Origin of the sequence: Variovorax boronicumulans NBRC 103145, from assembly GCF_001591345.1 — a bacterium.
GTDB lineage: Bacteria > Pseudomonadota > Gammaproteobacteria > Burkholderiales > Burkholderiaceae_C > Variovorax > Variovorax boronicumulans.
Genome location: NZ_BCUS01000105.1, coordinates 1 through 22,425 on the forward strand (window position 1 = coordinate 1; position 22,425 = coordinate 22,425).

Annotated in this window: 21 protein-coding genes and 1 pseudogene; 8 read left to right on the forward strand and 14 right to left on the reverse strand. The window is 69.6% G+C overall.

The features are described 5' to 3' along the window. The 7 genes from VBO01S_RS33025 to VBO01S_RS24310 all read left to right on the forward strand — a co-directional run. The coding region (locus VBO01S_RS33025) for a hypothetical protein (RefSeq protein WP_218005414.1) at positions 1-215 on the forward strand (215 nt) is incomplete at its 5' end. 23 nt (positions 216-238) lie between these two features. Continuing rightward, entirely contained in the window at positions 239-577 is a 339-nt protein-coding gene (locus VBO01S_RS24285; protein WP_062480212.1) for a hypothetical protein, read from the forward strand. Positions 578-668: 91 nt separating this feature from the next. Beyond that, positions 669-1,178 carry a hypothetical protein gene (locus tag VBO01S_RS24290; RefSeq protein WP_062480214.1) on the forward strand — a complete coding sequence of 170 codons (510 nt, stop codon included), beginning with the start codon at positions 669-671 and terminating at the stop codon, positions 1,176-1,178. Between the two features lie 56 nt (positions 1,179-1,234). After that, positions 1,235-1,597, forward strand: coding sequence for a GIY-YIG nuclease family protein (locus VBO01S_RS24295; protein ID WP_062480216.1), 363 nt, complete (start codon positions 1,235-1,237; stop codon positions 1,595-1,597). After that, positions 1,594-2,034 (forward strand): MarR family winged helix-turn-helix transcriptional regulator, encoded by a 441-nt coding sequence (locus VBO01S_RS24300; protein WP_062480217.1) that lies wholly within the window; start codon positions 1,594-1,596, stop codon positions 2,032-2,034. The genes VBO01S_RS24295 and VBO01S_RS24300 overlap by 4 nt, the downstream gene beginning before the upstream one ends. A 68-nt stretch (positions 2,035-2,102) precedes the next feature. Further along, positions 2,103-2,675, forward strand: a complete 573-nt coding sequence (locus tag VBO01S_RS24305) for a DUF2239 family protein (RefSeq protein WP_062480218.1) — start codon at positions 2,103-2,105, stop codon at positions 2,673-2,675. Then, on the forward strand, positions 2,672-4,111 hold the full coding sequence (locus VBO01S_RS24310; protein WP_062480219.1) for an MATE family efflux transporter: 1,440 nt from the start codon (positions 2,672-2,674) through the stop codon (positions 4,109-4,111). Before VBO01S_RS24305 ends, VBO01S_RS24310 begins: the two co-directional genes overlap by 4 nt. 18 nt (positions 4,112-4,129) lie before the next feature. Here VBO01S_RS24310 and VBO01S_RS24315 read toward each other — a convergent pair whose 3' ends face one another. After that, the gene (locus VBO01S_RS24315) at positions 4,130-4,606 is read right to left on the reverse strand and encodes a VOC family protein (protein WP_062480220.1); all 477 of its coding nucleotides are present in this window, start codon (positions 4,604-4,606) and stop codon (positions 4,130-4,132) included. A 285-nt stretch (positions 4,607-4,891) separates the two neighbouring features. On the opposite strand from VBO01S_RS24315, the pseudogene VBO01S_RS31985 reads away from it, so the two are divergent. Continuing rightward, positions 4,892-6,082 (forward strand): annotated as a pseudogene (locus VBO01S_RS31985) (serine hydrolase domain-containing protein); the annotation flags it as partial. A gap of 7 nt (positions 6,083-6,089) precedes the next feature. On the opposite strand, the gene VBO01S_RS24320 reads toward VBO01S_RS31985, so the two are convergent. From VBO01S_RS24320 to VBO01S_RS24380, 13 genes are all read right to left on the reverse strand, one after another. Further along, on the reverse strand, positions 6,090-8,504 hold the full coding sequence (locus VBO01S_RS24320; RefSeq protein ID WP_157627445.1) for a TonB-dependent siderophore receptor: 2,415 nt from the start codon (positions 8,502-8,504) through the stop codon (positions 6,090-6,092). A gap of 103 nt (positions 8,505-8,607) precedes the next feature. Beyond that, the gene (locus tag VBO01S_RS24325; RefSeq protein ID WP_062480221.1) at positions 8,608-9,624 is read right to left on the reverse strand and encodes a FecR family protein; all 1,017 of its coding nucleotides are present in this window, start codon (positions 9,622-9,624) and stop codon (positions 8,608-8,610) included. A gap of 68 nt (positions 9,625-9,692) precedes the next feature. After that, entirely contained in the window at positions 9,693-10,202 is a 510-nt protein-coding gene (locus VBO01S_RS24330; protein ID WP_062480225.1) for an RNA polymerase sigma factor, read from the reverse strand. A gap of 217 nt (positions 10,203-10,419) precedes the next feature. Then, a complete protein-coding gene (locus VBO01S_RS24335) occupies positions 10,420-11,856 on the reverse strand; it encodes a PAN domain-containing protein (protein WP_062480227.1) in 1,437 nt (478 codons plus the stop codon). Between the two features lie 184 nt (positions 11,857-12,040). After that, positions 12,041-13,525, reverse strand: a complete 1,485-nt coding sequence (locus VBO01S_RS24340) for a flavin-containing monooxygenase (RefSeq protein ID WP_062480229.1) — start codon at positions 13,523-13,525, stop codon at positions 12,041-12,043. Between the two features lie 19 nt (positions 13,526-13,544). Further along, positions 13,545-15,155, reverse strand: a complete 1,611-nt coding sequence (locus VBO01S_RS24345) for an MFS transporter (RefSeq protein ID WP_062480232.1) — start codon at positions 15,153-15,155, stop codon at positions 13,545-13,547. 62 nt (positions 15,156-15,217) lie between these two features. Continuing rightward, positions 15,218-15,847 carry a PqiC family protein gene (locus tag VBO01S_RS24350; RefSeq protein ID WP_062480234.1) on the reverse strand — a complete coding sequence of 210 codons (630 nt, stop codon included), beginning with the start codon at positions 15,845-15,847 and terminating at the stop codon, positions 15,218-15,220. Beyond that, the gene (locus VBO01S_RS24355) at positions 15,844-17,505 is read right to left on the reverse strand and encodes a PqiB family protein (RefSeq protein ID WP_062480236.1); all 1,662 of its coding nucleotides are present in this window, start codon (positions 17,503-17,505) and stop codon (positions 15,844-15,846) included. The genes VBO01S_RS24350 and VBO01S_RS24355 overlap by 4 nt, the downstream gene beginning before the upstream one ends. Next, positions 17,502-18,239: a paraquat-inducible protein A gene (locus VBO01S_RS24360; RefSeq protein WP_062480247.1), complete on the reverse strand. Its 738-nt coding sequence runs from the start codon at positions 18,237-18,239 to the stop codon at positions 17,502-17,504. The genes VBO01S_RS24355 and VBO01S_RS24360 overlap by 4 nt, the downstream gene beginning before the upstream one ends. A 2-nt stretch (positions 18,240-18,241) precedes the next feature. Beyond that, positions 18,242-18,886: a paraquat-inducible protein A gene (locus tag VBO01S_RS24365; protein WP_062480238.1), complete on the reverse strand. Its 645-nt coding sequence runs from the start codon at positions 18,884-18,886 to the stop codon at positions 18,242-18,244. A gap of 20 nt (positions 18,887-18,906) precedes the next feature. Further along, a complete protein-coding gene (locus VBO01S_RS24370; protein ID WP_062480240.1) occupies positions 18,907-20,337 on the reverse strand; it encodes an MFS transporter in 1,431 nt (476 codons plus the stop codon). 1 nt (position 20,338) lies between these two features. Next, positions 20,339-21,556 (reverse strand): multidrug effflux MFS transporter, encoded by a 1,218-nt coding sequence (locus VBO01S_RS24375; protein ID WP_167395025.1) that lies wholly within the window; start codon positions 21,554-21,556, stop codon positions 20,339-20,341. A gap of 98 nt (positions 21,557-21,654) precedes the next feature. Beyond that, positions 21,655-22,266: a pyridoxamine 5'-phosphate oxidase family protein gene (locus VBO01S_RS24380; RefSeq protein ID WP_062480244.1), complete on the reverse strand. Its 612-nt coding sequence runs from the start codon at positions 22,264-22,266 to the stop codon at positions 21,655-21,657. Positions 22,267-22,425: the final 159 nt, after the last annotated feature.

A 22,425-nucleotide genomic window follows, 5' to 3' on the forward strand; every position in this document is an offset into this window, starting at 1 on the left:
CACCGCCGGCCGCGACCGCCGTCCCGGTGTCTGCGCCGGAAGTGGCACCGGCCCCCGTGGCCGCAGCGCCCGCCGAGGAAGCCGCGGCACCTGCGGCGGAGGCGGCACCGGTCATGGCGAGCGCCGTGGCCCCGCAGCCGGACATCCTGGAAGCGCGCATCACGCGCCGCCTGCCGGCTGACGAGGTGGCTTCGGCACCGGCCGACGCGCAATGAGGCCGGTTCTGGAGTCCATCACCATGAACACCAGGACCGTTCCTCTCTGGCTGGCCGCCTGTTGCGTGGCGACGGCGTCGGTGGCCGCCACGCCGATCATCCGCATCGAGCGGATGCCCATGGGCAGCGGCCTGCAGAACGCCAGCGGCACGGAAAACGCCGAGCCGGTGGGCGACTACGGCGTCTGGCACGTGCCGCAGTACATGCCGGGGTTCCCGACCTCGGCCACCATCTGGCCGCGCGTCGTGATCATCCAGTGCAACGTCACGCGGTGCAGCGGCTACGAAGTGACGCCCGAACTGGGCCGGGGCGAGTACCTGTTCTTCCGGCCCGCGGAAGACAGCAGCGTCGGCCGCAAGTAGGCAGGCGCGCAGACGCCGCTTTTTCGCACGATGCGCCGCCGGGTCCGCAAGGTCCCGGCGGCGCGCGGCCGTGTGCGTATACCCTTCGCGCATGCACAACCCCCTCGTGCGCGCCTTGCGCGCCCTGTTTCGCGCCGTTGCCACCACGATCCTCGTGCCGGTGCTGCTGTTCGAGGAATGGGGCTGGGCCCCGCTCGCGGCATTGGTCGCGCGGCTTGCACGGCTGCCCTTCTGGGCGCGGCTCGAGAACCTGCTGCGCGCGCTGCCGCCCTGGGGCGCGCTGCTCGCGTTCTTCGTGCCGATGCTGCTGCTCTTTCCGGTGAAGCTGCTGGCGCTGTTCCTGTTCGGCCGCGGCCACGCGGTCAGCGGCATGGCCGTGCTGCTGCTGGCCAAGCTCGCCGGCACGGCGGTGGTCGCGCGGATCTTCCAGCTGGTCGAGGGCTCGCTGATGCGCTTGGCCTGGTTCGCCCGCTGGTACCCGCGCTGGAAAGCATGGAAAGACAGCGTGCTGACACGGGTGCGCGAAAGCCGCCCCTGGCGCATCGTGCGGGCGGTGCACCGGCGGGTGCTGCGCGGCTGGCATCGGCTGCGCGCCGAGTGAATCTATTTTTACCCGGGTGTATTGTGTTTTATATTTTGCCCGGGTAATATTTGGAGATGAATCCATCTCCCCACACCAGGCGTACCCTGGTCAAGCAATACAAGGACAGCGTGCGCCCCGCCGGCGTCTTCGTCATCCGCAACCTGACGGACGGCCGCGTCTACGTGGCCGGCAGCCTCGACGTCGAAGGCGCCATGAACCGCGCCCGCTTCGAGCTGAACCTGCGCTCGCACCGCAACAAGGCATTGCAGCGCGACTGGGTGGCGCAGGGCGCGACGCACTTCGGCTTCGAGGTGATCGACCGGGTGAAGGAGCGCGACGACCCCGCCTTCGACCGCGCGGCGGAGCTGGAAAAGCTGCAGGAACTCTGGCGCGAGGAACTCCAGTGCACCACTGACAAGGGCTACAACACGCCATGAGCACCGACGCACTGGGCTTTTGCCTCGACCTCGGCCGCGCCCACGCCAGCCTGAGCCTCAAACTCAACGAGGACCTGGGCGCCTTCCACGGGCTGGACTACGACGACTTCACCCTGCTCCACCTGTTGCTGCGTGCCGGCAACGGCGCCATGCCGATGGCCGAGCTTGCGCACACGCTGGGGTTGCCAATGTCGGCGCTCATCCGCAAGATGGTGCTGCTCGAAAAGACCGGCCTGGCCGAGCGCACGACGGGACCCGATGGCGACCCCCAGCGCCATGCGAATATTCGCAGCGGCGGAAGGAAGTTGATGCAAGCCGCCATCACCACCGTCGAAGCGATCTGCGTCGATGCCGTGAAATCGCTGGACCCGCAACGCCTGCCAGACCTCCATGCCGCGCTGCGGGTGCTGTGCGATCACGACACGCCGCACGCCTGAACCGTCCTGCGGGTAGATTACGAACCTCGTTTCGTTCCGCCCGGATCGACAACCCAAAAAGAATCTGCATGTCACCCGACGAACTACCGACCACATTCACTGCGTTTGCCGGCTTCCAGCGCGTCGCCGCCGGCACCAAGGCCCAGGTGCTCACGCAACTGCGCGAGCGCGGCGACGCCGCCACCTGCCTCGTGTTCGACGACCAGACCGGCGAGCAGCTCGATGTCGACCTGCGCGACCCGAAGGCCATCGAGACCTCCGCGCTCGAAGCCGAGAAACACGAAGACGCGCCGCGCGGCGTCGGCCGTCCGCGCCTGGGCGTGGTGGCGCGCGAAGTCACGCTGCTGCCGCGTCACTGGGACTGGCTCGGCCGCCAGCCGGGCGGCGCCTCTGTGGCGCTGCGCAAGCTGGTGGACGACGCACGCCACGTGCACGCCGACCGCGACACGGTGCGCGCCGCGCGCGAAGCCACCTACCGATTCATGACCGCCATCGCGGGCAACCTGCCCGGCTTCGAGGAAGCCACGCGCGCGCTGTTCGCGGGCGAGCATCAGCGCTTCAGCGACCTCGTGGAACCCTGGCCCACCGACCTGCGCGTGCACCTGCACAAGCTGTCGGCCGGTGGCTGGGGTGGTGCATGAGCGCGGCGCCCGACAGCAGCACAACCACCTCCACCGGCCCCGGCAACCCGAGCGGACTGCGCGGCGTGCCCGTGGCGCCGGTGGGTGCGCCGCGTCCGCTGTGGAAGGTGTTCCTGTTCTTCCTGGCGCCGATGTTGCTCAGCAACATCCTGCAGTCGCTCTCCGGCACCATCAACAACATCTACGTCGGGCAGATGCTCGGCGTGAGCGCGCTGGCGGCGGTGTCGAGCTTCTTCCCGGTGATGTTCTTCTTCATCGCCTTCATCATCGGCCTGGGCGCGGGTGCCTCGGTGCTCATCGGGCAGGCCTGGGGCGCGCGCGACGCGGCCAAGGCCAAGGCGGTGGCGGGCACCACACTCACGGTGGGCCTGCTGCTGGGCCTGGCGATCGCGGTGTTCGGCGGCCTGTTCACCACGCCGATGCTGGCCATGCTGGGCACGCCGCCCGACGTGCTGGCCGACTCCACGCGCTACGCCCGCATCATGCTGATCGCGATGCCCGGCGTGTTCCTGTTCCTGCTGGCCACCGCCATGCTGCGCGGCGTGGGCGACACCATCACGCCGCTGCTGACGCTCTTGATTTCCACGGCCATCGGCCTGGTGGTCACGCCCGCGCTCATCCGCGGCTGGGGTGGGCTGCCGCAGCTGGGCGTGGCGGCCGGCGCGTGGGCCTCGGTGCTGTCGTTCGCGGTCGCGACCACTTGGCTGGGCTTCCGGCTGCGCCAGAAAAAGAGCCCGCTTGCGCCCGACGCGGAGTTCGTGCGCTGCCTGCGCATCCAGCCGCAGCTGCTGAAGGCGGTGCTGAAGATCGGCGTGCCCACCGGCGTGCAGATGATCGTGGTGGCGCTGGCCGAAGTGGTGCTGCTGTCGATGGTCAACAGCTACGGCTCGAACGCCACGGCCGCCTACGGCGCGGTGAACCAGGTGGTGGCCTACGTGCAGTTCCCGGCCATCTCGATCGCCATCACCACGTCGATCCTCGGCGCGCAGGCCATCGGCGCGGGCCGCGCCAACCGGCTGGGCGCCATCGTGCAGACCGCGCTGGGCATGAACCTCGTGCTCACGGGCGGGCTGGTGCTGCTGGGCTATCTGTTCTCGCGTCCGCTGATGGGCTTCTTCATCACCAGCGCGCCGGTGATCGAGATCGCGCAGAACCTGCTGCACATCATGCTGTGGAGCCTGGTGCTGTTCGGCATGGCCTCGGCGATCTCGGGGATCATGCGCGCCAGCGGCTCGGTGCTGGTGCCGACGCTGATCTCGATCGTCTGCATCCTGGGCGTCGAAGTGCCGGTGGCCTGGCTCATGAGTCGCCATTTCGGCATGGGCCTGGACGGGATCTGGGTCGCCTACCCGGTGACCTTCGGCGCGATGCTGCTGCTGCAGACCGCGTACTACCGCCTGGTGTGGCGCAAGAAACCGATCGGCCGGCTGGTCTGATCAGTGCCTCGGCGGGGTTCACTCCCCGTCGAAGGCCTTCTTCACCGTGGCGATGTCGAGCTTGATCATCTTCATCATGGCCGCCATCGCGCGGGCCGCCTTGGCCGCATCCTTGTCCTGGAACATGCGAATGAGCGGCATCGGCGTGACCTGCCACGACACGCCGAAGCGGTCGGTGAGCCAGCCGCACTGCACCGGCTGGCCGCCGCCCTCGAGCAGCTTGTCCCAGTAATAGTCGACCTCTTCCTGCGTCTCGCAGGTCACGATGAGCGAGATGGCCGGCGTGATCTTGTACTCGGGCCCGCCGTTGAGCACCATGAACGACTGCCCGTCGAGCTCGAAGGTCGCGGTGAGCAGCTTGCCCTTCTTGGCGGGATTCACATCGCCCCAGAGCAGCGTGTCGGTGAGGCGCGACTTCGGAAAGATGGCGGTGTAGAAATTGACCGCCTCCTCGCCGTTGCCGTCGAACCAGAGGCAGGGAATGATCTTCTGCATGGAATCTCCTTGGGTTGAATGATGAACTGAAGAGTTCAGTATCAAAGCCGAAGCGGCGCCCTGTCAACCTGCGCCGCGGCTGTCAGTGGGAAGTTCGCAGGCCGGGCCGCGGGCCACAATGGGCCGGTCCTTCGCTTCGGAACTGCCATGTTCGCCCCTTCCAGAACCCGCCTTGGCGCCCCCGCTTTGCTGAGCGCCGCGCTCGCCGCCTTCGCGGTGTCGGCCGGCGCAGCCGATGCCACCTACCCCGACGCCGCCGCCAGCGACCCCGCCCGGCTCGGCTGGATGACCGGTTCGCCGCCACCGCCCGACCGCACGCTGCGTTTCGACGACGGCAGCTATTTCCAGTTTCCGGCGATGCGCTGGAGCGTGTCGAATTTCCGCCAGCTGATGCCGACCGTGAACGTGTCGCGCGGGCTCGGTGCGCCCACCGCCCTGCCCCATGCTTTGCGCAAGGACATCGACACGCTCAGCTTCACGCCGCTCGGCGCGAAGACGCCCATGACCTGGGACGCATCGCTGGCCGCCACCTACACCGACGGCATCCTCGTGCTGCACCGCGGCCGCGTGGTCTACGAGCGCTACTTCGGCGTGCTGAAGGACGACGGCCAGCACGGCGCCATGTCGGTCACCAAGTCGGTGGTCGGCACGCTGGGCGCGATGCTGGTGGCCGAAGGCACGCTCGACGCCAACAAGCCGGTCGCCCACTACGTGCCCGAGCTCGCGACCTCGGCCTTCGGCAACGCCACCGTGCGCCAGGTGCTCGACATGACCACGGGCCTGAAGTTCAGCGAGGACTACGCCGACCCGAAGGCCGAGGTCTGGGCCCATGCGCAGGCAGGCAACCCGCTGCCCAAGCCGAAGGACTACACCGGCCCGCGCAGCTATTACGAGTTCCTGCAGACCGTGCAGCCGGAAGGCAAGCATGGCGAAGGCTTCGGCTACAAGACCGTCAACTCCGACGTGCTGGGCTGGGTGATCGCGCGCGCCTCCGGCCGCACCGTGGCGCAGCTGCTGTCGGAGCGCATCTGGCGCCACCTGGGCGCCGAGCAGGACGCCTACTTCACCGTCGATTCCATCGGCACGCCCTTCGCGGGCGGCGGCCTGAACACGGGCCTGCGCGACCTCGCGCGCTTCGGCGAGATGCTGCGCAACGACGGCCGCGTGAAAGGCCGGCAGGTCGTGCCCAAGGCCGCCGTCGAAGACATCCGCCGCGGCGGCGACAAGGCCGCCTTCGTCAAGGGCGGCTACCCGCTGCTGCAGGGCTGGAGCTACCGCAACATGTGGTGGGTGACGCACAACGACCACGGCGCCTACATGGCGCGCGGCGTGCACGGCCAGCGCATCTACATCGACCCGAAGGCCGGGATGGTGATCGTGCGCTACGCCTCGCACCCGATCGCGGGCAACGCCGCGAACGACCCGGTCACGCTGCCGGCTTTCGAGGCGCTGGGGCGGCACCTGATGGCACAGCGTCGCGGAGCTACCAGCGGTAGGTCGCCGTGGCCGTCGCCGTGCGCGGGTAGCCGTAGTAGCAGTTGCGGTAACCGCAGTTCGCGAAGTACGTCTTGTTGGTCAGGTTGCGCAGGTTCAGCGCCAGGCTCCAGCGGTCGATGTCGTAGCCGAGCATGGCGTCGAACACCGTCGAGGCCGGCACCTTGCTCGGCCACGCGGCCTCGCCATCGCCGTAGTTCGAGCCCGTGTAGCGCGCGCCCAGGCCCACCTTCACGCCGCCGGCGAAGCGGTAGTCCGCCCACACCGACAGCCGGTGGCGCGGCACGGCCGTGGCCTGCTTGCCGATCTCGCTCGTGTTGGCGCTTGCCGTGACGATGGCCCGCGGCGTGTAGCTGTACGACGCCGTGAGGTTCAGGCGCGAGGCGATCTCGGCGGTGGCCTCGAGCTCCAGCCCACGCACCGAGATCTCGCCCGTCTGCTTGGGCATGAACTCGCCGTCGTAGCTGATGTAGTTCTTGCGCCGCAGGTCGAAGATGGCGGCGCTGTACATCGCCTTGCTGCCCGTGGGCTGGTAGCGCACGCCGGCCTCGTATTGCTTGCCGCTTTCGGGCTTGAACGGGTCGCCCGACGCCGGGTCGATGGTGGCCGTGGGCGCGAACGACTCCGAGTAGCTCAGGTACGGCGCCCAGCCGCTCGGGTGCAGGTAGACCAGGCCGGCCCGGCTGGTGAACTTGTGGTCGCGCATGCGCTGGCGCGAGCCGTCGAGGCGGCTGTCCACGGTGCTGTCGGCGGTGTCGTAGCGCCCGCCCAGCGTCAGCGTCCAGCGCTCGCCCCACTTGATCTGGTCCTGCAGGTAGACGCCGGTCTGCGCGAGCCGCGTGATGCCGTCGAAATACGGCGCGGGCCGCTCGATCGGCCCGCCGTACACCGGCGCGTAGATGTTCAGCGGCGAGGCGCTGCCGCCGCTGAAGGTGACCTGGTCGATGCGCGTGCGCTGGTAGTCCAGCCCGACCAGCACCTTGTGCTGCGTCTCGCCCAGGCGGAAATCGGCCTGCAGCTGGTTGTCGAGCGCCAGGGCGCCGATGTTCTCGCGGCTGCCGAACACGCTGCGCGACATCTGCTGGAAGTTGAGCGGGTCGTTCGGCACGTCGGGGTTCAGCGCCATGAAGCCCTTCAGCTGCGTGCCCGTGTAGTCGAGCTTCTGGTGCGCGTAGCGCGCGTTCTGCCGCACCGTGAAGGTGTCGTTGATGCGGTGCTCGAACTGGTAGCCGACCATCTCCTGGTCCTGGTCGAAGCGGTCGAAGCCGGGCTCGCCGACGAAGAGTTTCGAGGGAATGGTGGTGCCGATGGCGGTCGGATCGAGCGAGCCGACCTGCGGCCGTGCGCGCGTGTAGACCCCGCCGCGCGTGCGCAAGAACTGCGACAACAGCGTGAGCGTGGTGTCGCCCGACGGCTTCCAGGTGAGCGCGGGCGCGATGTACATGCGGTCGTCGGCCTCCTTGCCCGCCGGCAGTTGCGCGTCGCGCACGAGGCCGGTGATGCGGTACAGCAGCTTGCCGTCGGCGTCGAGTGCGCCCGAGAAATCGCCCGCCACCTGCTTGCGGGCGTGGTCGCCCACCTGCAGCTGCAGCTCGCGCACGGGCTCCGCCGTCGGGCGCTTGCTGACCACGTTCACCACCCCGCCGGGGCCGCTCATGCCGTACAGCACCGACGACGGGCCGCGCAGCAGCTCGATGCGCTCGGCGCCGTAGTTCTCGGTGCGCCACACACCCCAGGTGCTGTTGTTGCGCAGCGGCAGGCCGTCCAGGTAGAAGCCCGGCGAATAGGCGTCGAAGCCACGCAGCGAGATCCAGTCGTAGCGCGAATCGGCGCCGTAGGTGGTGGTCGACACGCCCGGTGTGTAGCCCAGCGCGTCCTTGAGGTTGGTGGCGCCGATGGCCTCGATGCGGTCGGCAGTGATGACCGAGATCGACTGCGGCGTCTCGATGATCGGCGTGTCGGTCTTGGTGGCGGTGGCGCTGCGCTTGGCGACGTAGCCCTGCACGCGGCTCGTGGCGCTTTCCTCGCCGTCGGCCACGACGGTCACGGCCGGCAGCATGGAGGTGCCGCCCGTGGCGGGCGCGGTCTTGATGACCGCCGCATTGCCTTCCATCGTGGCCGCCAGGCCGCTGCCCGCCAGCAGCCGGTCGAGCGCCTGCCGGGCCGTGAGGCTGCCCGAGATGGCGGGCGCGGTCTTGCCCGCGACCAGGCTCTGCTGCACGACCAGCTGGATGCGGGTCTGCCGCGCCCAGTCGTTCAGCGCCTCGGCCAGCGGCTGGGCCGCGATGCGGATCGGCTGGGGCGCGCCCTGCGCCCGGGCCATCAAGGGCGCGTTCGCCAGGGCCAGTGCAACGGCCAGGGCCAGCGGCGCGGGTGTCATCTTTGTTCTCAAGCGCTTCGTCATCGAACGTCTTCCAGGTAGTGAATGCAAATGGTTCCTATCTGGGCTGACGCACGAGCCGGCGGAATCCCTGTAGTGCCGGCGAGAAATTCTTGATTCTTTTGTTTCAGGGGGCTGGCAGGATTTCCGCGATCGGGCCGGTTTCCTTCAGCCGCACCGGCAAGGCGCTGGCCAGGGCGCGCCGCAGCGTGCGCGCGTCCCGCGGGTCGAAGGTGCCGCTCAGGCGCAGTGCTGCCACGGCCGGGTCGTTCACCACCAGGCCGGTGCTGCCGTAGCGCTCCAGCTCGGCCAGTGCGCGGGCCAGCGGCGTGTCGACGAAGCTCAGGCGGTGCTCGCGCCAGGGCGCGATGCCGTCGCGCGGCACGGCCGAGACGGCGGAGAACCGGCCCTGCGCATCGCTTTCCACCTGGCGGCCGGCGACGAGGAAGACTTCGCTCGTCGCATCCGGCGCCCGGCGCAGCACGCGCACCTTGCCCTCTTCCACCGACACCCGCGTGCCGTCGGCGCCCGGCATGCCGGGGGTGTGGCGCACGGCAAAGCGCGTGCCGACCACCCGCACGCGCAGCGGCCCGGCCAGCACGTCGAACGGGCGTTTCGCATCGGACTGCACGGCGAACACCGCCTGCCCGTCGATCAGCGTCACCTCGCGGCGGTCGCGGAACAGGCGCACTTCGAGGCGGGTGGCGGTGTCCAGCCGCAGCCGGGAGCCGTCGGGCAGCGGCGCTTCGAGCTGCTGCCCGCGCCGGGTGGCGAAAGCCTGTTCGAACACGGGCTGGGCCTGCACATGGCGCCAGCCGAGGTAGCCGGCACCGACCGCCATGCCGGAGGCAGCCAGCACGAAAGCCGGCTTCAGGAAGCCGCGGCGCGTGGGTGCGGCGGGCGCGTGGCCTTCGAAGCCGCTGCGCCAGCCCGCGACCGTCTCGGGCGCGATCGCGTCGAAGGCGCGCCAGCGCGACTCCCATTCGCGAAACGCCTCGCCATGGCGCGCATCGGCACCGAGCCAGGCCTGGAACGCGCGCTCGTCGGACGCGCTCCATTGCGCGCGCTGGCGGCGGACGAACCAGTCCAGCACGTCCTGTCGCAGGCGCAGGGCTTCTTCGGACGGTGGCGACGTGAGGGTCATGACGTGGGGATCGTTCTTAGGGGGTAGACGCACGAGCGTGGTCAAACCCTGTAATGGGGCGTCTCATCTCACTCTGAACCACGGGTCCGCTCCAGGCACGCCCAGCACGCCTCCATCGCAATACGCAACTGCATCTCGACCGTCCGCACCGAAATGCCCATGCGCGCAGCCACCTCGGCGTACGAGAGCCCGTCGAACTTGTAGAGCACGAAGGCTTCGCGGCAGCGCGGAGGCAGCCGGTCGATGGTCTCGACCATGGCCGCCATGCCCTGGCTGGACGACAGGATGGCGTCGGGCTCGAAGGTGGGCGGGCCGATGCAGTCGTCGGCGTCGGGCGGCGCGTCATCGGGCGCCGCCGTGTCGCCGCCCGCGCGCACGCTGGTGCGGCGGTGGTGGTCGGTGACGAGGTTGCGGGCCGTGCGGTACAGCAGCGCGCGCGGGTCGCGCACCACGCTGCCGGTGCGCTGCGCCTCGTACACCCGCACGTAGCTCTCCTGCGCCAGGTCGGCCGCGGTGGCGCGGTCGGGTACCTTGCGGGACAGAAAGCTCAGCAGCTCGCGGTAATAGCGTTCGAACACGGGCGCACCACAGCCGGAAAGGGTTGGTCGAAGTCCAGGGGCAGGTTGGCTTCGACACGGCGTGGCTACCTGAGAGATTCAGAACAAAAGAAAACGCGAGATTATGTGCGGGTTCAACCCGCCGATCGCCGAAGGGTAGGCATTTCGCCTGCCGCGCACGGCATGCGCGCGGGCTACCCTCCCCTTCGGCCCCATCCGGATTCGCTCGCGTCTACCCTCAGTTCCCGCACGCGGGGTGCTTCTGCCCTTCGGTGGTGTTCGGTAGGCCCAGGAAGTCGAGGATGTGCGGCGTCGTGCCGTCCACCTGCGTCAATGCGGTACCCCCGAGGTTGCCCACGCAGTAGCTGGGCTTGAGCGGGTTCTGGTGGTTGTTGTTCAGGATCAGCAGCGTGTCGCGTTCGGCCGCCGTCTGCCCGCCGTGGCTGCTACCGGTGCCGCCGTGGTCCGAGGTGACGACGATCAGCCATTCCTCGTTCGCGTAGTTCGGCCGCGACGTGAGCGCCGTGAGCACCTGCTGGATCTGCTGGTCTTCGCCGGCGATCTTGCCCTGGTAGTAGGCATTGAGCGGGTCGTAGCTCGGCGCGTGGACGTCGACGTTGTGCAGGTAGTAGAAGATCGCCGTCGGCGGGTGCTTCCAGCTCAGCCAGCCCTTCACCGCATCGGTGGCCTGCTGCGAGTTCTTGGCCGCGTTGGCGACCACGAAGTCGGCCAGCGCCGGGCGCAGGTTGTGGGTGATGTTGAACCAGTCGCCCACCACCGCGGTCGTGGCCGTCGGCCAGGCCGCCTTGATCTGGTCGAACACGTGCGTCTTCTTCAGCGGCAAGGTGGTGGTGTTCGAGGTCACGCCGTGCTTGTCGGCCCAGAAGCCAGTGAACACCGACGACCAGCCGGGCCCGCTCACGGTCGCCTGCTTGGTGCCGCCCGCCAGCACGTTGCCGTGGAAGGCACCGCCGGCGATCAGCGCCGACATCGCCGGCGTCTGCACGCAGCCCGCGCACTGGATGGCGTCGCCGCGCAGGCCGTCGATGCCGATCAGCAGGATGTGCTTGTTGCCGGGCACGGGGTTGGGAACGCCCTCGCCCGCGATCAGCGAGTAATGGTCGTAGGGGTTGCCGACGTAGTCGGTCTTCAGGCCGCCGATGTCGCTGGCGCGCTTGTCGCTCAGGTCGCAGCGCTGGTTGGTCTTGTGGTAGTCGAAGGACTTGCACCACGACGAGCGGCTCGCGTCGGTGCAGGCGTTGGCGCAGTCGGCGGGCGTCACAGACTGCAGGGCCTCGGTGTTGTAGCCGCTGATCGCCGCATTGGGCGTGCGCGCGAAAGGCTTCAGCGGATCGGGCTTCAGGCTGTAGTGGTCATAGGGGTTGCCGGGGTAGTCGGTCTTCAGCCCGCCCACGTCGGCGGCGCGCTTGTCGCTCAGGTCGCAGCTCTGGCCGGCCTTGTTGTAGTCGAACGAGACGCACCAGGCGCCGCGTGGCGCGCCCAGGCAGGCCGACGCGCACATCTCGGGCGTCGACTGCGTCAGGTTCTCGATGTTGTTGCCGGAGATGGCGGCGTTCGGCGTGGCCGCGAAAGCGTCCAGCGAGGCAGCGCTTGCATGTCCTGCCAGCGCTGCGAACAGCAGGCCCGCCAGGGATGCACGGATCGATGACTTCATGAGGTCTCCTCATCACAGGGTCGTGGGGTGATTCCCGGGCACCGCCTCGCCGTTTTTTCAGTGCGAGTGCAACGCCGGGCGGAGTAAATCACCGCCGCCTGCCATCGATCCAATTCAAAAATCTTCGATGTTGTATTGAGCAGAGCTATACATCGCCGCGTCACGCAACGCGGTCAGGCCGCGATCAAACCGCGCGGTTCGAGAACGCCATCACCCCGTCGTCCACGCGCCCGAGGCGCAGCAGGAGGATGTCGCGCAGGTAGTTCTGGTGCAGCTTCCACGGCGTGTGCGCGCCCTGCTTGGGAAACTTGTCGAGCGAGCGCTGCACGTAGCCCGAGCTGAAATCGATCCACGGTTCGGGCGACAGGTCGGGGCCCGCGTTGTGCGGCGCGCATTGCCGCCAGCCGTGCTTGTGCATGTGGTTCAGCAGCCGGCAGACGTAGGCGCAGGTCAGGTCGCACTTGAGCGTCCATGAGGCGTTGGTGTAGCCGAAGGACGAGGCCAGGTTGGGCACGTCGCTGTACATCATGCCCTTGTAGTTGAAGGTGCTCGCCGGGTCGACGCGGCGACCGTCCACGCTCAGTTCGATGCCGCCGAGCACCTGCAGTTCGAGGCCGGTGGCGGTGACGATGATGTCGGCCTCGAGCTCGCGGCCCGACTTCAGCCGCAGGCCCTCGGGCGTGAAGGTGTCGATGTGGTCCGTGACCATCGAGGCGCGCCCCGCGTTCAGCGCCGCGAACAGGTCGCCGTCGGGCACGAGGCACAGGCGCTGGTCCCACGGGTTGTAGCGCGGCGTGAAGTGCGTGGCGATGTCGTAGCCGGGCCCGAGCGCGTGGCGCACGCCGCCCAGCAGCATGCGCCTGACACGCGCCGGCTTGCGCCGCGCGAGCCGGAAGAACAGCATGCCGAGCGTCACGTTCTTCCAGCGCGTGAGGCGGTACGCGGCCATCGCCGGCAGCAGGCGCCGCAGGCGATTGGCAATGGGGTCTTCGGCCGGGCGCGCCACCACGTAGGTCGGCGAGCGCTGCAGCAGCGTGACGTGCGCGGCGGTCTGGGCCATCGCGGGCACCAGCGTCATCGCGGTGGCGCCGCTGCCGATCACGACCACGCGTTGGCCGTCGTGGTCCAGGTCGGCCGGCCAGTGCTGCGGGTGGACGATACGGCCCTGGAAGTCGGCCATGCCGGCGAAGTCGGGCGTGTAGCCGGCCTCGTAGCGGTAGTAGCCGCTGCACAGGAAGAGGAAGTTGCAGCGCCACTGCACGAGCCGCTTGTCGGGGCCCTGCTCCACGTCGACCGTCCAGCAGGCGTCTGCGCTCGACCAGGCGGCGCGCACCACGCGGTGCTGGTAGTGGATCTTGTCCTCGACGCCGTGCTGGCGCGCGGTGTCGCGCACGTACTGCAGGATCGACGGGCCGTCGGCGATCGCCTTGGCTTGCGTCCACGGGCGGAACACGTAGCCCAGCGTGTACATGTCGGAGTCGGAGCGCACGCCTGGGTAGCGGAACAGGTCCCAGGTGCCGCCGCTGCGTTCGCGCCCTTCGAGGATCGCGTAGCTGCGGCCCGGGCACTGCGCCTGCAGGTGGCAGGCGGCGCCGATGCCGGACAGGCCGGCACCGACGATCAGGACATCGACATGCGGCGGCGCGTCGGCCGGTTGTGCTGCTTCCATCGGTGGTTTGTCTCCTGTCTCATGGCTTGTCGTTGTCTGGCTTTTCTGCGGGCGTGCGCCGGATCATCAACCAGGCGCTCACCGCACTCAGCACGGCCAGGCCGGCGCTCAGCAGCATCACCCAGCGAAAGCCCGCGACGAAGGATTCCGCCACCGCACGCTTCACGGCAGCAACGGTGGCCGCATCGGCCCCCGGTGGCGCGCCGGCCGCGGCCAATCGGTCGCGCTCGGCCGCAAGAAAAGCCCGCAGCTCGTCCGACGCGCCCATCGCCTGCAGCCGCTCAGCCAGCGCCGCGTCGAAGGCCCAGGCCATGATGGCGCCGAACACCGCGATCGCCAACACCGCCGCCGCGCGCGACACCGCGTTGTTCACGCCCGAGGCCACGCCCGCGAGGTCGGGCCCCACCGCATTCATGACCGTGGTGGTGAGCGGCGCCACCGTCACCGTCATGCCGAAACCCAGCACCACCACGGCCGGCAGAAAGCCGCTCCAGTAGCTCGCACCCACGCCCGGCAGCGCGAACAGCGCAAAGCCCACGGCCGCGATGGCCGGCCCGATGACCAGCGGCACGCGCGGCCCGAAGCGGTCGACCAACTGCCCGGCCCAGCCCGAGAGCGCGAACATCAGGAAGATGAACGGCAGCAGCGCCGCGCCCGCCACCGTGGCCGAGTAGCCCTGCACCTGGATCAGGTTGAGCGGAAAGAAATACAGCCCGCCGCCCAGCGCCGCATACAGCAGCAGCGTCAGCAGGTTGGCGCCGCTGAAGTTGCCGATGCGCAGCAGCGACAGCGGCAGCATCGGCGTGCGCGCCCGGCGCTCGGCGATGACGAAGCCGACGCTGCCCGCGACGCCGATCGCCAACGCCGCGAGCACGGCCGGCGAACGCCAGCTTTGCGTGGGCGCCTCGATGAAGGCGTAGACGATGCCGCCCAGCCCGGCGGTCGCCAGCAGCGCGCCCCACAGGTCGAGCCCGCCGCGCGCCGCGGCGCCTTTGCTCTCGGGCACGTGGCGGCGCACGATCCACAGCACCAGCAGCGCCATCGGCACGTTGATGAGAAAGGCCCAGATCCACGAGAAGTGATCGACCAGGAAGCCGCCCAGCACCGGCCCCACCGCCGCCGTGATGCCGCTGAAGCCCGACCAGGTGCCGATGGCCTTGCCGCGTTCCTTCTCGGGAAACGAGGCGCTGATGAGCGCCAGGCTGCCCGGCACCAGCAGCGCGCCGCCGATGCCCTGCACCGCGCGCGCCGCGATGAGCTGCTGCACGTCGGCCGCGAGTGCACAGCCCACCGACGACAGTGCGAAGACGACGACGCCGATGGCAAAGATGCGCCGCCTTCCGTAGTGGTCGCCGAGCGCGCCGCCCACCAGCAGCAGCGCCGCGAGCAGCAAGGCGTACGACTCGACCACCCATTGCGCCTGGAAGGCCGTGGCATGCAGATCGGCCTGGATGGCAGGCAAGGCAACGTTGACCACCGTGCCGTCGATGAAGGCCATGCTCGAGCCGACGATGGCCGCGGCGAGCACCCAGGGCTTGGAGGCTTCAGGGCAGGCGCCCTCTTCCGTGGGAGATGGAGACCCATGCAGGATCAGCGTGTCGTCGCAGGGCGCCTTGCCGATCTGTGCCATGGGGCCTCCGTTCTAGCGGATGGCGGCGTGGTGCCTTCCCCCGTCGGGGAAAGGTGAAAGCCTCAGGTCGCGCACGCCGTCGCGCCCGGGTTCGTCCGCGCCGCGTTCACGCTGCGCGCCATGGCTGCCGCCGCCGCGGCCGTCACGCGCTGCGCGCCTTGCGCCAGCGCATCCATGCCGCCGCCGGTGGCCTCGCCCGCGTCGAGCCGGCACACCAGCGTGCGCGCCTCGTCGGAGCGGCGCAGGGTCCAGGTGAAGCCGGCGTCCACGCGCCCGCCATCCACCATCTCGAACTGGCGCACCTGCACCGCCACGCGCCACACGGGCTGCGAGGTCTGGCGGCCGCCCTGCGTGACGTCGAGCGCGCCGAGCCGGCTGGCGATGCCGCTGCCCAGCGCGTCGCGCAGCTCGTTCTCGAAGGACGAGGCCCAGCGGTGCTGCTCGAGCACGTCGACCTGCACGCCGCCGGTCGGGCGGCGCACCACCATCTGTGGGCGCGCCAGCCGCTCGGGCACGGCCACGGGTGCGAGCTCGATGTACAGCGGCGCGGCGGCATCAGGAGTGCGCGGCGCGGCGTCGGTGAGCGCGGGCGGGCTGGCCAGCGTGTAGTAGCTGTCGGGCTTGCTCGCGCAGCCCGCCAGCACCAGCAACGCGGCGGCGCCCGCGAGCGCGAAGGTCGTCGTCGTCTTCATTTCTTGTCGTCCGGTTTGCCGCGCAGCAGCGATTCGGGATGGCGTTCGAGGTAGTCGGTCAGCACGCGCACCGAGCCGGCGGCGCGCGTCAGCTCGCGCAGGGTCTGGCGCATGTCCTGCTGCAGCGGCGAGTCGTCGGCCAGCGTGCGTTCGGCCGAGTTGACGGTCTTGCGCACGTCCTTCATGGCGGCGGCCAGCTCGGGCGTCACGTCGCTGTTGATGCGGCTGACGGTCTGCTCGGCGCTGGTGAGCGTCTTGTTGAGCGTGGCCAGCGTGGTGCGCAGGTCGGTGGCGATCTGCTCGTAGGGCACCTTGTTGAGCTTGGTCGCGATTTCCTGCACCTGCGACTGGATCTCGTCCAGGCCGTTGGCGATGGTGGGCAGCTCGATCGGGCTCTTCGACAGGTCGATCTTCGCCGGCGGCGCCTTCGGGAAGAAGTCGAGTGCCACGTAGACCTGGCCGGTCAACAGGTTGCCGTTGCGCAGCTGGGCGCGCAGACCCTTCTCGGCCAGGAAGCGCAGCCGCTCCTGCTGCGTCGCGCGCGACTCCGTGGCCTGCGCACCGGCGCCGCTTTCGCGACGGCGCAGGCGGTCGGGGTAGATCTGCACCAGCACCGGCATGCGGAACTCGCGCTCGGCGCGGTCGAACTCGACGCCGATGGATTTCACCTCGCCCAGCACCACGCCGCGGAAGTCGACCGGTGCGCCCGGCGTGAGGCCGCGCAGCGACTGGTTGAAGTACATCAGCAGCGTCTGCGAAGGGCCGTCGGGCTCCTTCATGGCGGCGCTTTCGTCCTGCGCCAGCGCGAAGGCCGTGTTCTCCTTGGCCAGCGGGCCCATGGCGTCGTCGGGCGCCTGGAAGGCGATGCCGCCGAGCAGGATGGTGGCCAGCGACTGCGTGCGCAGCGTGAAGCCGCTGGCGCTGAGCTGCGCGTCGATGCCGCTGGCCTGCCAGAAGCGCGTGTTCATGCCGACGAACTTGTCGTACGGCGCGTTCACGAACACCCGCAGCGTGACGCCGCGGCCGTCGCCGTCGAGCTCGTAGGCCGCGACCTGCCCGACCTTGATGCGCCGGAAGTACACGGGCGAACCCACGTCGAGCGAGCCCACGTCGCGCGCGCGCAGCAAGAACTGCTGCCCCGAGTCGCCGCGTGTGACGATGGGCGGGGCTTCGAGGCCGGTGAACTCGCCCGCGGTTTCCTTCTCGACGCCCGCGTCGGCGCCGATGTAGGCGCCCGACAGCAGCGTGCCCAGGCCCGAGATGCCCGAGGTGTCCAACCGCGGCCGCACCACCCAGAAGCGCGAGTCGGCCGAAGTGAAGCCCTCGGCGTCCTTGTTGAGCTGCACCAGCACGCGCACGTGCGAGCGGTCGCGCGCCAGTCGCAGGCTCTGCACCAGGCCGATCTGCACGTCCTTGTATTTCACGGCGGTCTTGCCGGCTTCGAGGCCCTCGGCCGTCTTGAAGGTGAGCACGATCTCGGGGCCGCGCTCCATGAGGATGCGGGCCACCAGCGTTACGCCGACCAGCGCGGCGACGATGGGAATCAGCCAGATCAGCGAGGGCAGCCATTCGCGGCGGCGCGCCACTTTCGGCTTCGGCAGCGCGGGCGGGGCCGACGCTGCCGGACGGTCTTGCGGTTGCGTGTCTTCTTCACTCATGCGATTTTTTCTTCCCTGCTTTCAATGTGTCGTTCGTCCGTGTCTGCTTGCGGCACCGGGCCGTCCCACGTCAGGCGCGGGTCGAAGCTCAGCGAGGCCAGCATGGTCAGCACCACCACCGCGCCGAAGGCCGCAATGCCCACGCCGGCGGTGATGACCGCGAAGCCCTGGATCTGCACCAGCCCGGTCAGCAGCGACACCACGAACACGTCGAGCATCGACCAGCGGCCGATGATCTCGATGATGTGATACAGCTTGGCCCGCTCGCGCCGGCGCCAGTTGCTGCGCCGCTGCGCCAGCACCACAAGCAAGAGCAGTACCGCCAGCTTGAACAGCGGCACCAGGAAGCTCGCGATGAACACGATGGCCGCCAGCCCCCAGGCGCCCGACACCCAGAAGTAGATGACGCCGCTCAGGATGGTGTCGTACTGCGCGCCGAACAGCGTGCGCGTGATCATCACCGGCAGCAGGTTGGCCGGGATGTACATGATGCAGGCCGCGATCAGGAAGGCCCAGGTGCGGTTCAGGCTCTGCGGCTTGCGCGTGTGCAGGTGCGTGCCGCAGCGGGCACAGGCGTCGCCATCTTCGGCATCGCGCCAGACGGCGGTGCAGTGCGTGCAGACGTGCAGGCCGAGCGCGGCGGCCGTCGGCACCGGGTTCTCGTGGTCGTGCTCGTCGTCGGCCTGCGCCTCCCAGGGGCGTGCCGAGGCCAGGCGGGCGGGCAGCCCGCGCATGTTCATGCGCGCACCTCCGGCGCGGCTGCATCCTCTTCATCGGCTTTGCGGAAGGTCATCTCCCAGAACGCACCGGGGTTGAACGACAGCACGGCCGTGAGCGTCACGGTGAGCGCCACGAAGGCCCACAGCGCGGGCCCCGGCACCACCGTCGCCATGCTCGACAGCTTGACGATCGCCACCAGCACGCCGAGCAGGAACACCTCGATCATTCCCCAGGGCCGCAGCGACTGCATCATGCGCACCAGCACCGCGAAACCCCAGGGCCGGTGCGCGCGGGCCAGCGGCACCAGCAGGTAGGCCAGGATGCACAGCTGCAGCAGCGGAAACAGGATGGTGGTGGCCAGCACCAGCAGCGCCACCGGCGACATGCCCTCGGCGCTCAGCACCACCACCGCGCCTGCGAGCGTGGTCTGGCTGCGCAGGCCCTGCAGCTCGATCTCGACGATGGGAAACAGGTTGGCGATGGCGAACATGATCAGGCTCGCGACCGTCAACGGCAGGATGCGCCGCTGCTGCGCGCCCGGGTGCCGGTCGAGCTCGGTGCCGCAGCGCGGGCACTCGGCCACGTCGCGCGGCGCCAGCGGCGTGCGGGCGTAGACCGCGTCGCAGCCCGGACAGACCACGGTGTCAGGTACTTCCTTCATGAGGCCGTACCCTACCTTATTCAGGCATGCGGACTTGTCGTCTTCAGCCGCAGACTGCTGAAAACCGCCGCCACCGCCGCACAGCCCGCCGCCAGCACCAGCGCCACCACCGGGCCATGCCCGCCGTGCGGGCTCCAGACGCTGAACACCGCCGCCAGCACCACGGCCCCCAGCGTTTGCCCGGTAAGCCGCGCCGTGCCCAGCATGCCGCTGGCCGCACCACTTCGGTGCGCGGGTGGCGAACTCACGATGGTGTGGTTGTTGGGCGACTGGAACAGGCCGAAGCCCAGGCCGCACAGCGCCATGCGCCAGGCGATGTCGGCATTGCCCGGATGCGCCGGCAGCGCCGCCAGCAGCGCCAGGCCCGTCGCCAGCAGGCCCAGTCCGATGCCGCCCAGCAGCCCGTCGGGGTAGCGGCCGATGAGCCGCCCGGCGATGGGCGCCATCACCACGATGGCCAGCGGCCACGCCGTGATCAGCAGGCCGGCCTCGATGTGGCTGCGGCCGTACACGTCGAGCAGCAAAAACGGCAGTGCGATGTAGGCCAGCATCTGCGCGCAGAACGCCGCCACCGAGGTGCCCATCGACAGCGCGAACACCGGGATGCGCAACAGGTCGATGGGAAAGAGCGGCACCGCCTGCGTGCGCTGGCGCCGCAGGTAGACGAAACCCACAGCCAGCCCGGCCGCCAGCGTGGCCCAGGCCGACCACGGCGTGCCCGTGGCCTGCACCCCGCCCTCGCGCACACCCAGCTGGTCCACGCCGAGGAAGACCAGCGAGAACATCAGCACGTTGAGCGTCACGTCGATGGGCGAGAAGCGCGCGCCCGCGGCCGGCGCCGCGCGGTTGAACGGCAGCGCGCGCATGCCGAGTGCGAAGGTCACGATGCCCAGCGGCACGTTGATGGCGAAGAGCCACGGCCACGACGCCACCGACAAGATCGCCGCCGCCACCGAAGGCCCGGCCACCGACGAGGTGGCGACCACCAGCGAATTGATGGCCATGCCCCGCCCCAGCTGCGCCGAGGGGAACGTGAGCCGCACCAGCGCCGCGTTGACGCTCATGATCCCTGCCGCGCCCAGCCCCTGCAGGGCGCGCGACGCGATCAGCGTGGCGAGCGAGTTGGCGAAGGTCGCGGCCAGCGACGACACGGTGAACACCGCCATGCCCACCAGGTACACGCGCCGGTAGCCCACGAGGTCGCCCAGCGAGGCCAGCGGCAGCAGCATCACCAGCGTGGCGATCTGGTAGGCATTGACCACCCAGATCGCCTGCGCCGGCGAGGCCTGCAGCTCGCGCGCGATGCCGGGCAGCGCGAGGTTGACGATGGTGCCGTCGAGCACCGAGACCGTGAGCCCAAGGATGATGACCAGCATCGCCCAGCCGCGCGCGGGCGCGGCCAGGCCGTCGAGCTGGGCCTGCGGGCCGTTGCCTGTCATGGCCACCGTCATGTCAGGCCTCCTGCGCCCTGCCCCCGGTCGGCTCCGAGCGCACACCGCCGAGCGTGAGCCAGGTCAACACCAGCGCGATGAGCGCGCCGGCGGCCATGCCCGCCACCATCGGCAGCGGCCGGCCGTTGGAGAACAGCCCCACCACCGCCATCGCGAGCGCGCCGGTCAGCATCTGCAGCGTGCCCAGCAGCGCCGAGGCCGTGCCGGCGATGGCGCCGTGCATCTCGAGCGCCAGCACGCCGGTGGTCGGGATGACGAGGCCCATGAAGCCCGAGGCGATGAAGTACAGGACGATCAGCACCCACAGGTTGTCGCCGCCCATCGCGAAGTACACGAACATGGCGACCATCGCCACGCCGCAGCAGGCCACGCCGAACTTGACGAGGTTGACCAGCCCGTAGCGCTCGCCCAGCGAACCCGTGAACTGCGAGGCCGCGATGAAGGCCGCGGCGTTCACGCCGAAGGCCACGCTGTACATCGCGGGCGACAGGCCGTAGTGGTCGATCATCACGAACGACGAGTTGGCCAGGTAGGTGAAGAAGCCCGCCATCGCGAAGCTGCCGATGAACACCAGCCCGAGGTAATGCCAGTCGCGCAGCAGCAGCCAGTAGGCCGACAGCGCGCTGCCCAGGCTGCTTTCGACGCGCTCCGAGGCCGGACGCGTTTCGTCGAGCAGCTTGACCATCATGGCCAGGCCCGCCACGGCGGCGATGGTGACGGCCCAGAACACGCCGCGCCAGCCGGTGAAGGCGATGACCAGGCTGCCCGCGAGCGGCGCCAGGATGGGCGACACGCTGAACACCAGCATCAGCAGCGACATCAGCCGCGCGGCGTCGGTGCCGGTGTGCAGGTCGCGCACCACGGCGCGCGGAATCGCCATGCCGGCGGCCGCGCCCAGGCCCTGCACGAAGCGCAGCGCGATCAGGGTCTGGATGTCGGTGGCCAGCGCGCAGCCCACGCTGGCCAGCGCGAACAGCACCAGCCCGGCATACAGCGGCGGCTTGCGCCCGACCATGTCGGAGATCGGGCCGTAGAGCAACTGGCCCGCGCCGAGCGACAGGAAGAAGGCGGTGAGGCTCATCTGCACCGCGCCGATATCCGCATGCAGGCTTTGCCCGATGGCGGGCAAGGCCGGGAGGTACATGTCGATTGCGAAGGGCCCGATGGCGGAGAGCAGGCCCAGCAACAGGGCCATTTTGAAGAACGGAGAAGAACGCATTGGGTCGATTGTGGCGAAGGCTCGCAATCGGTGCAGGCGTGGGGTCGGCGGCTTTCGCCGCTAGTGCATTCGTTCTACCGGGCGGTACGCCGCGCCCGTCAGTACAGCGTCGACCGCTGCCGCGCGGGCAATTCGCGGTCGTAGGTGGCGCCGTCGAAGGCGGCATCGGTCAGCGCGGAAAGGATGGCGCCCGGCGTCGGCACGGTGCGCGGTGCGTCCTGCGGCACCGGCGCCCAGAGCTTCGAACGCTGGATGGCGCGGGCGCACTGGAAGAACACGGTCTCGACGGCGATCTCGATCACGCACTGCGGCGCGCGCCCCTCCACCGCGAAGCGTGCCAGCAGTTCGGGTGCCACGCTGATGCGTGCGCGCCCGTTCACGCGCAGCGTCTCGCCCACGCCCGGAATCAGGAACAGCAAGGCCACGCGCGGGTCGGCCACGATGTTGCGCAGGCTGTCGATGCGGTTGTTGCCGCGCCGCTCGGGCAGCAGCAAGGTCTTGTCGTCCTGCACCGCGACGAAGCCCGGAGCGTCGCCGCGCGGCGAGGCGTCGAGCCCGCCGGGGCCGGTGGTCGCGAGCACCGCGAACGGCGATGCGGCGATCAGCGCCTGGTAGCTCGGGTGCAGGTACGGCACTTCCTTCTTGAGCGAGGCCTCGCCCGGCTGGCCGAACAGGGCTTCGAGTTGCGCGACGGTGTCGATGGTGGTCATGGGGCGATGTTCTCCTGGATCGGGGTGGGTGGCGATGCGCGTCGGACACAGGCCAGCGCCGCCACCGCCAGCAACAGCGCGGCACTGCCGTAGATCCACGGCGGCGAGGCAATGGGCAGCAGCGCGCCGGCCAGCAAGGGCCCGGCGCCCGCGCCGATG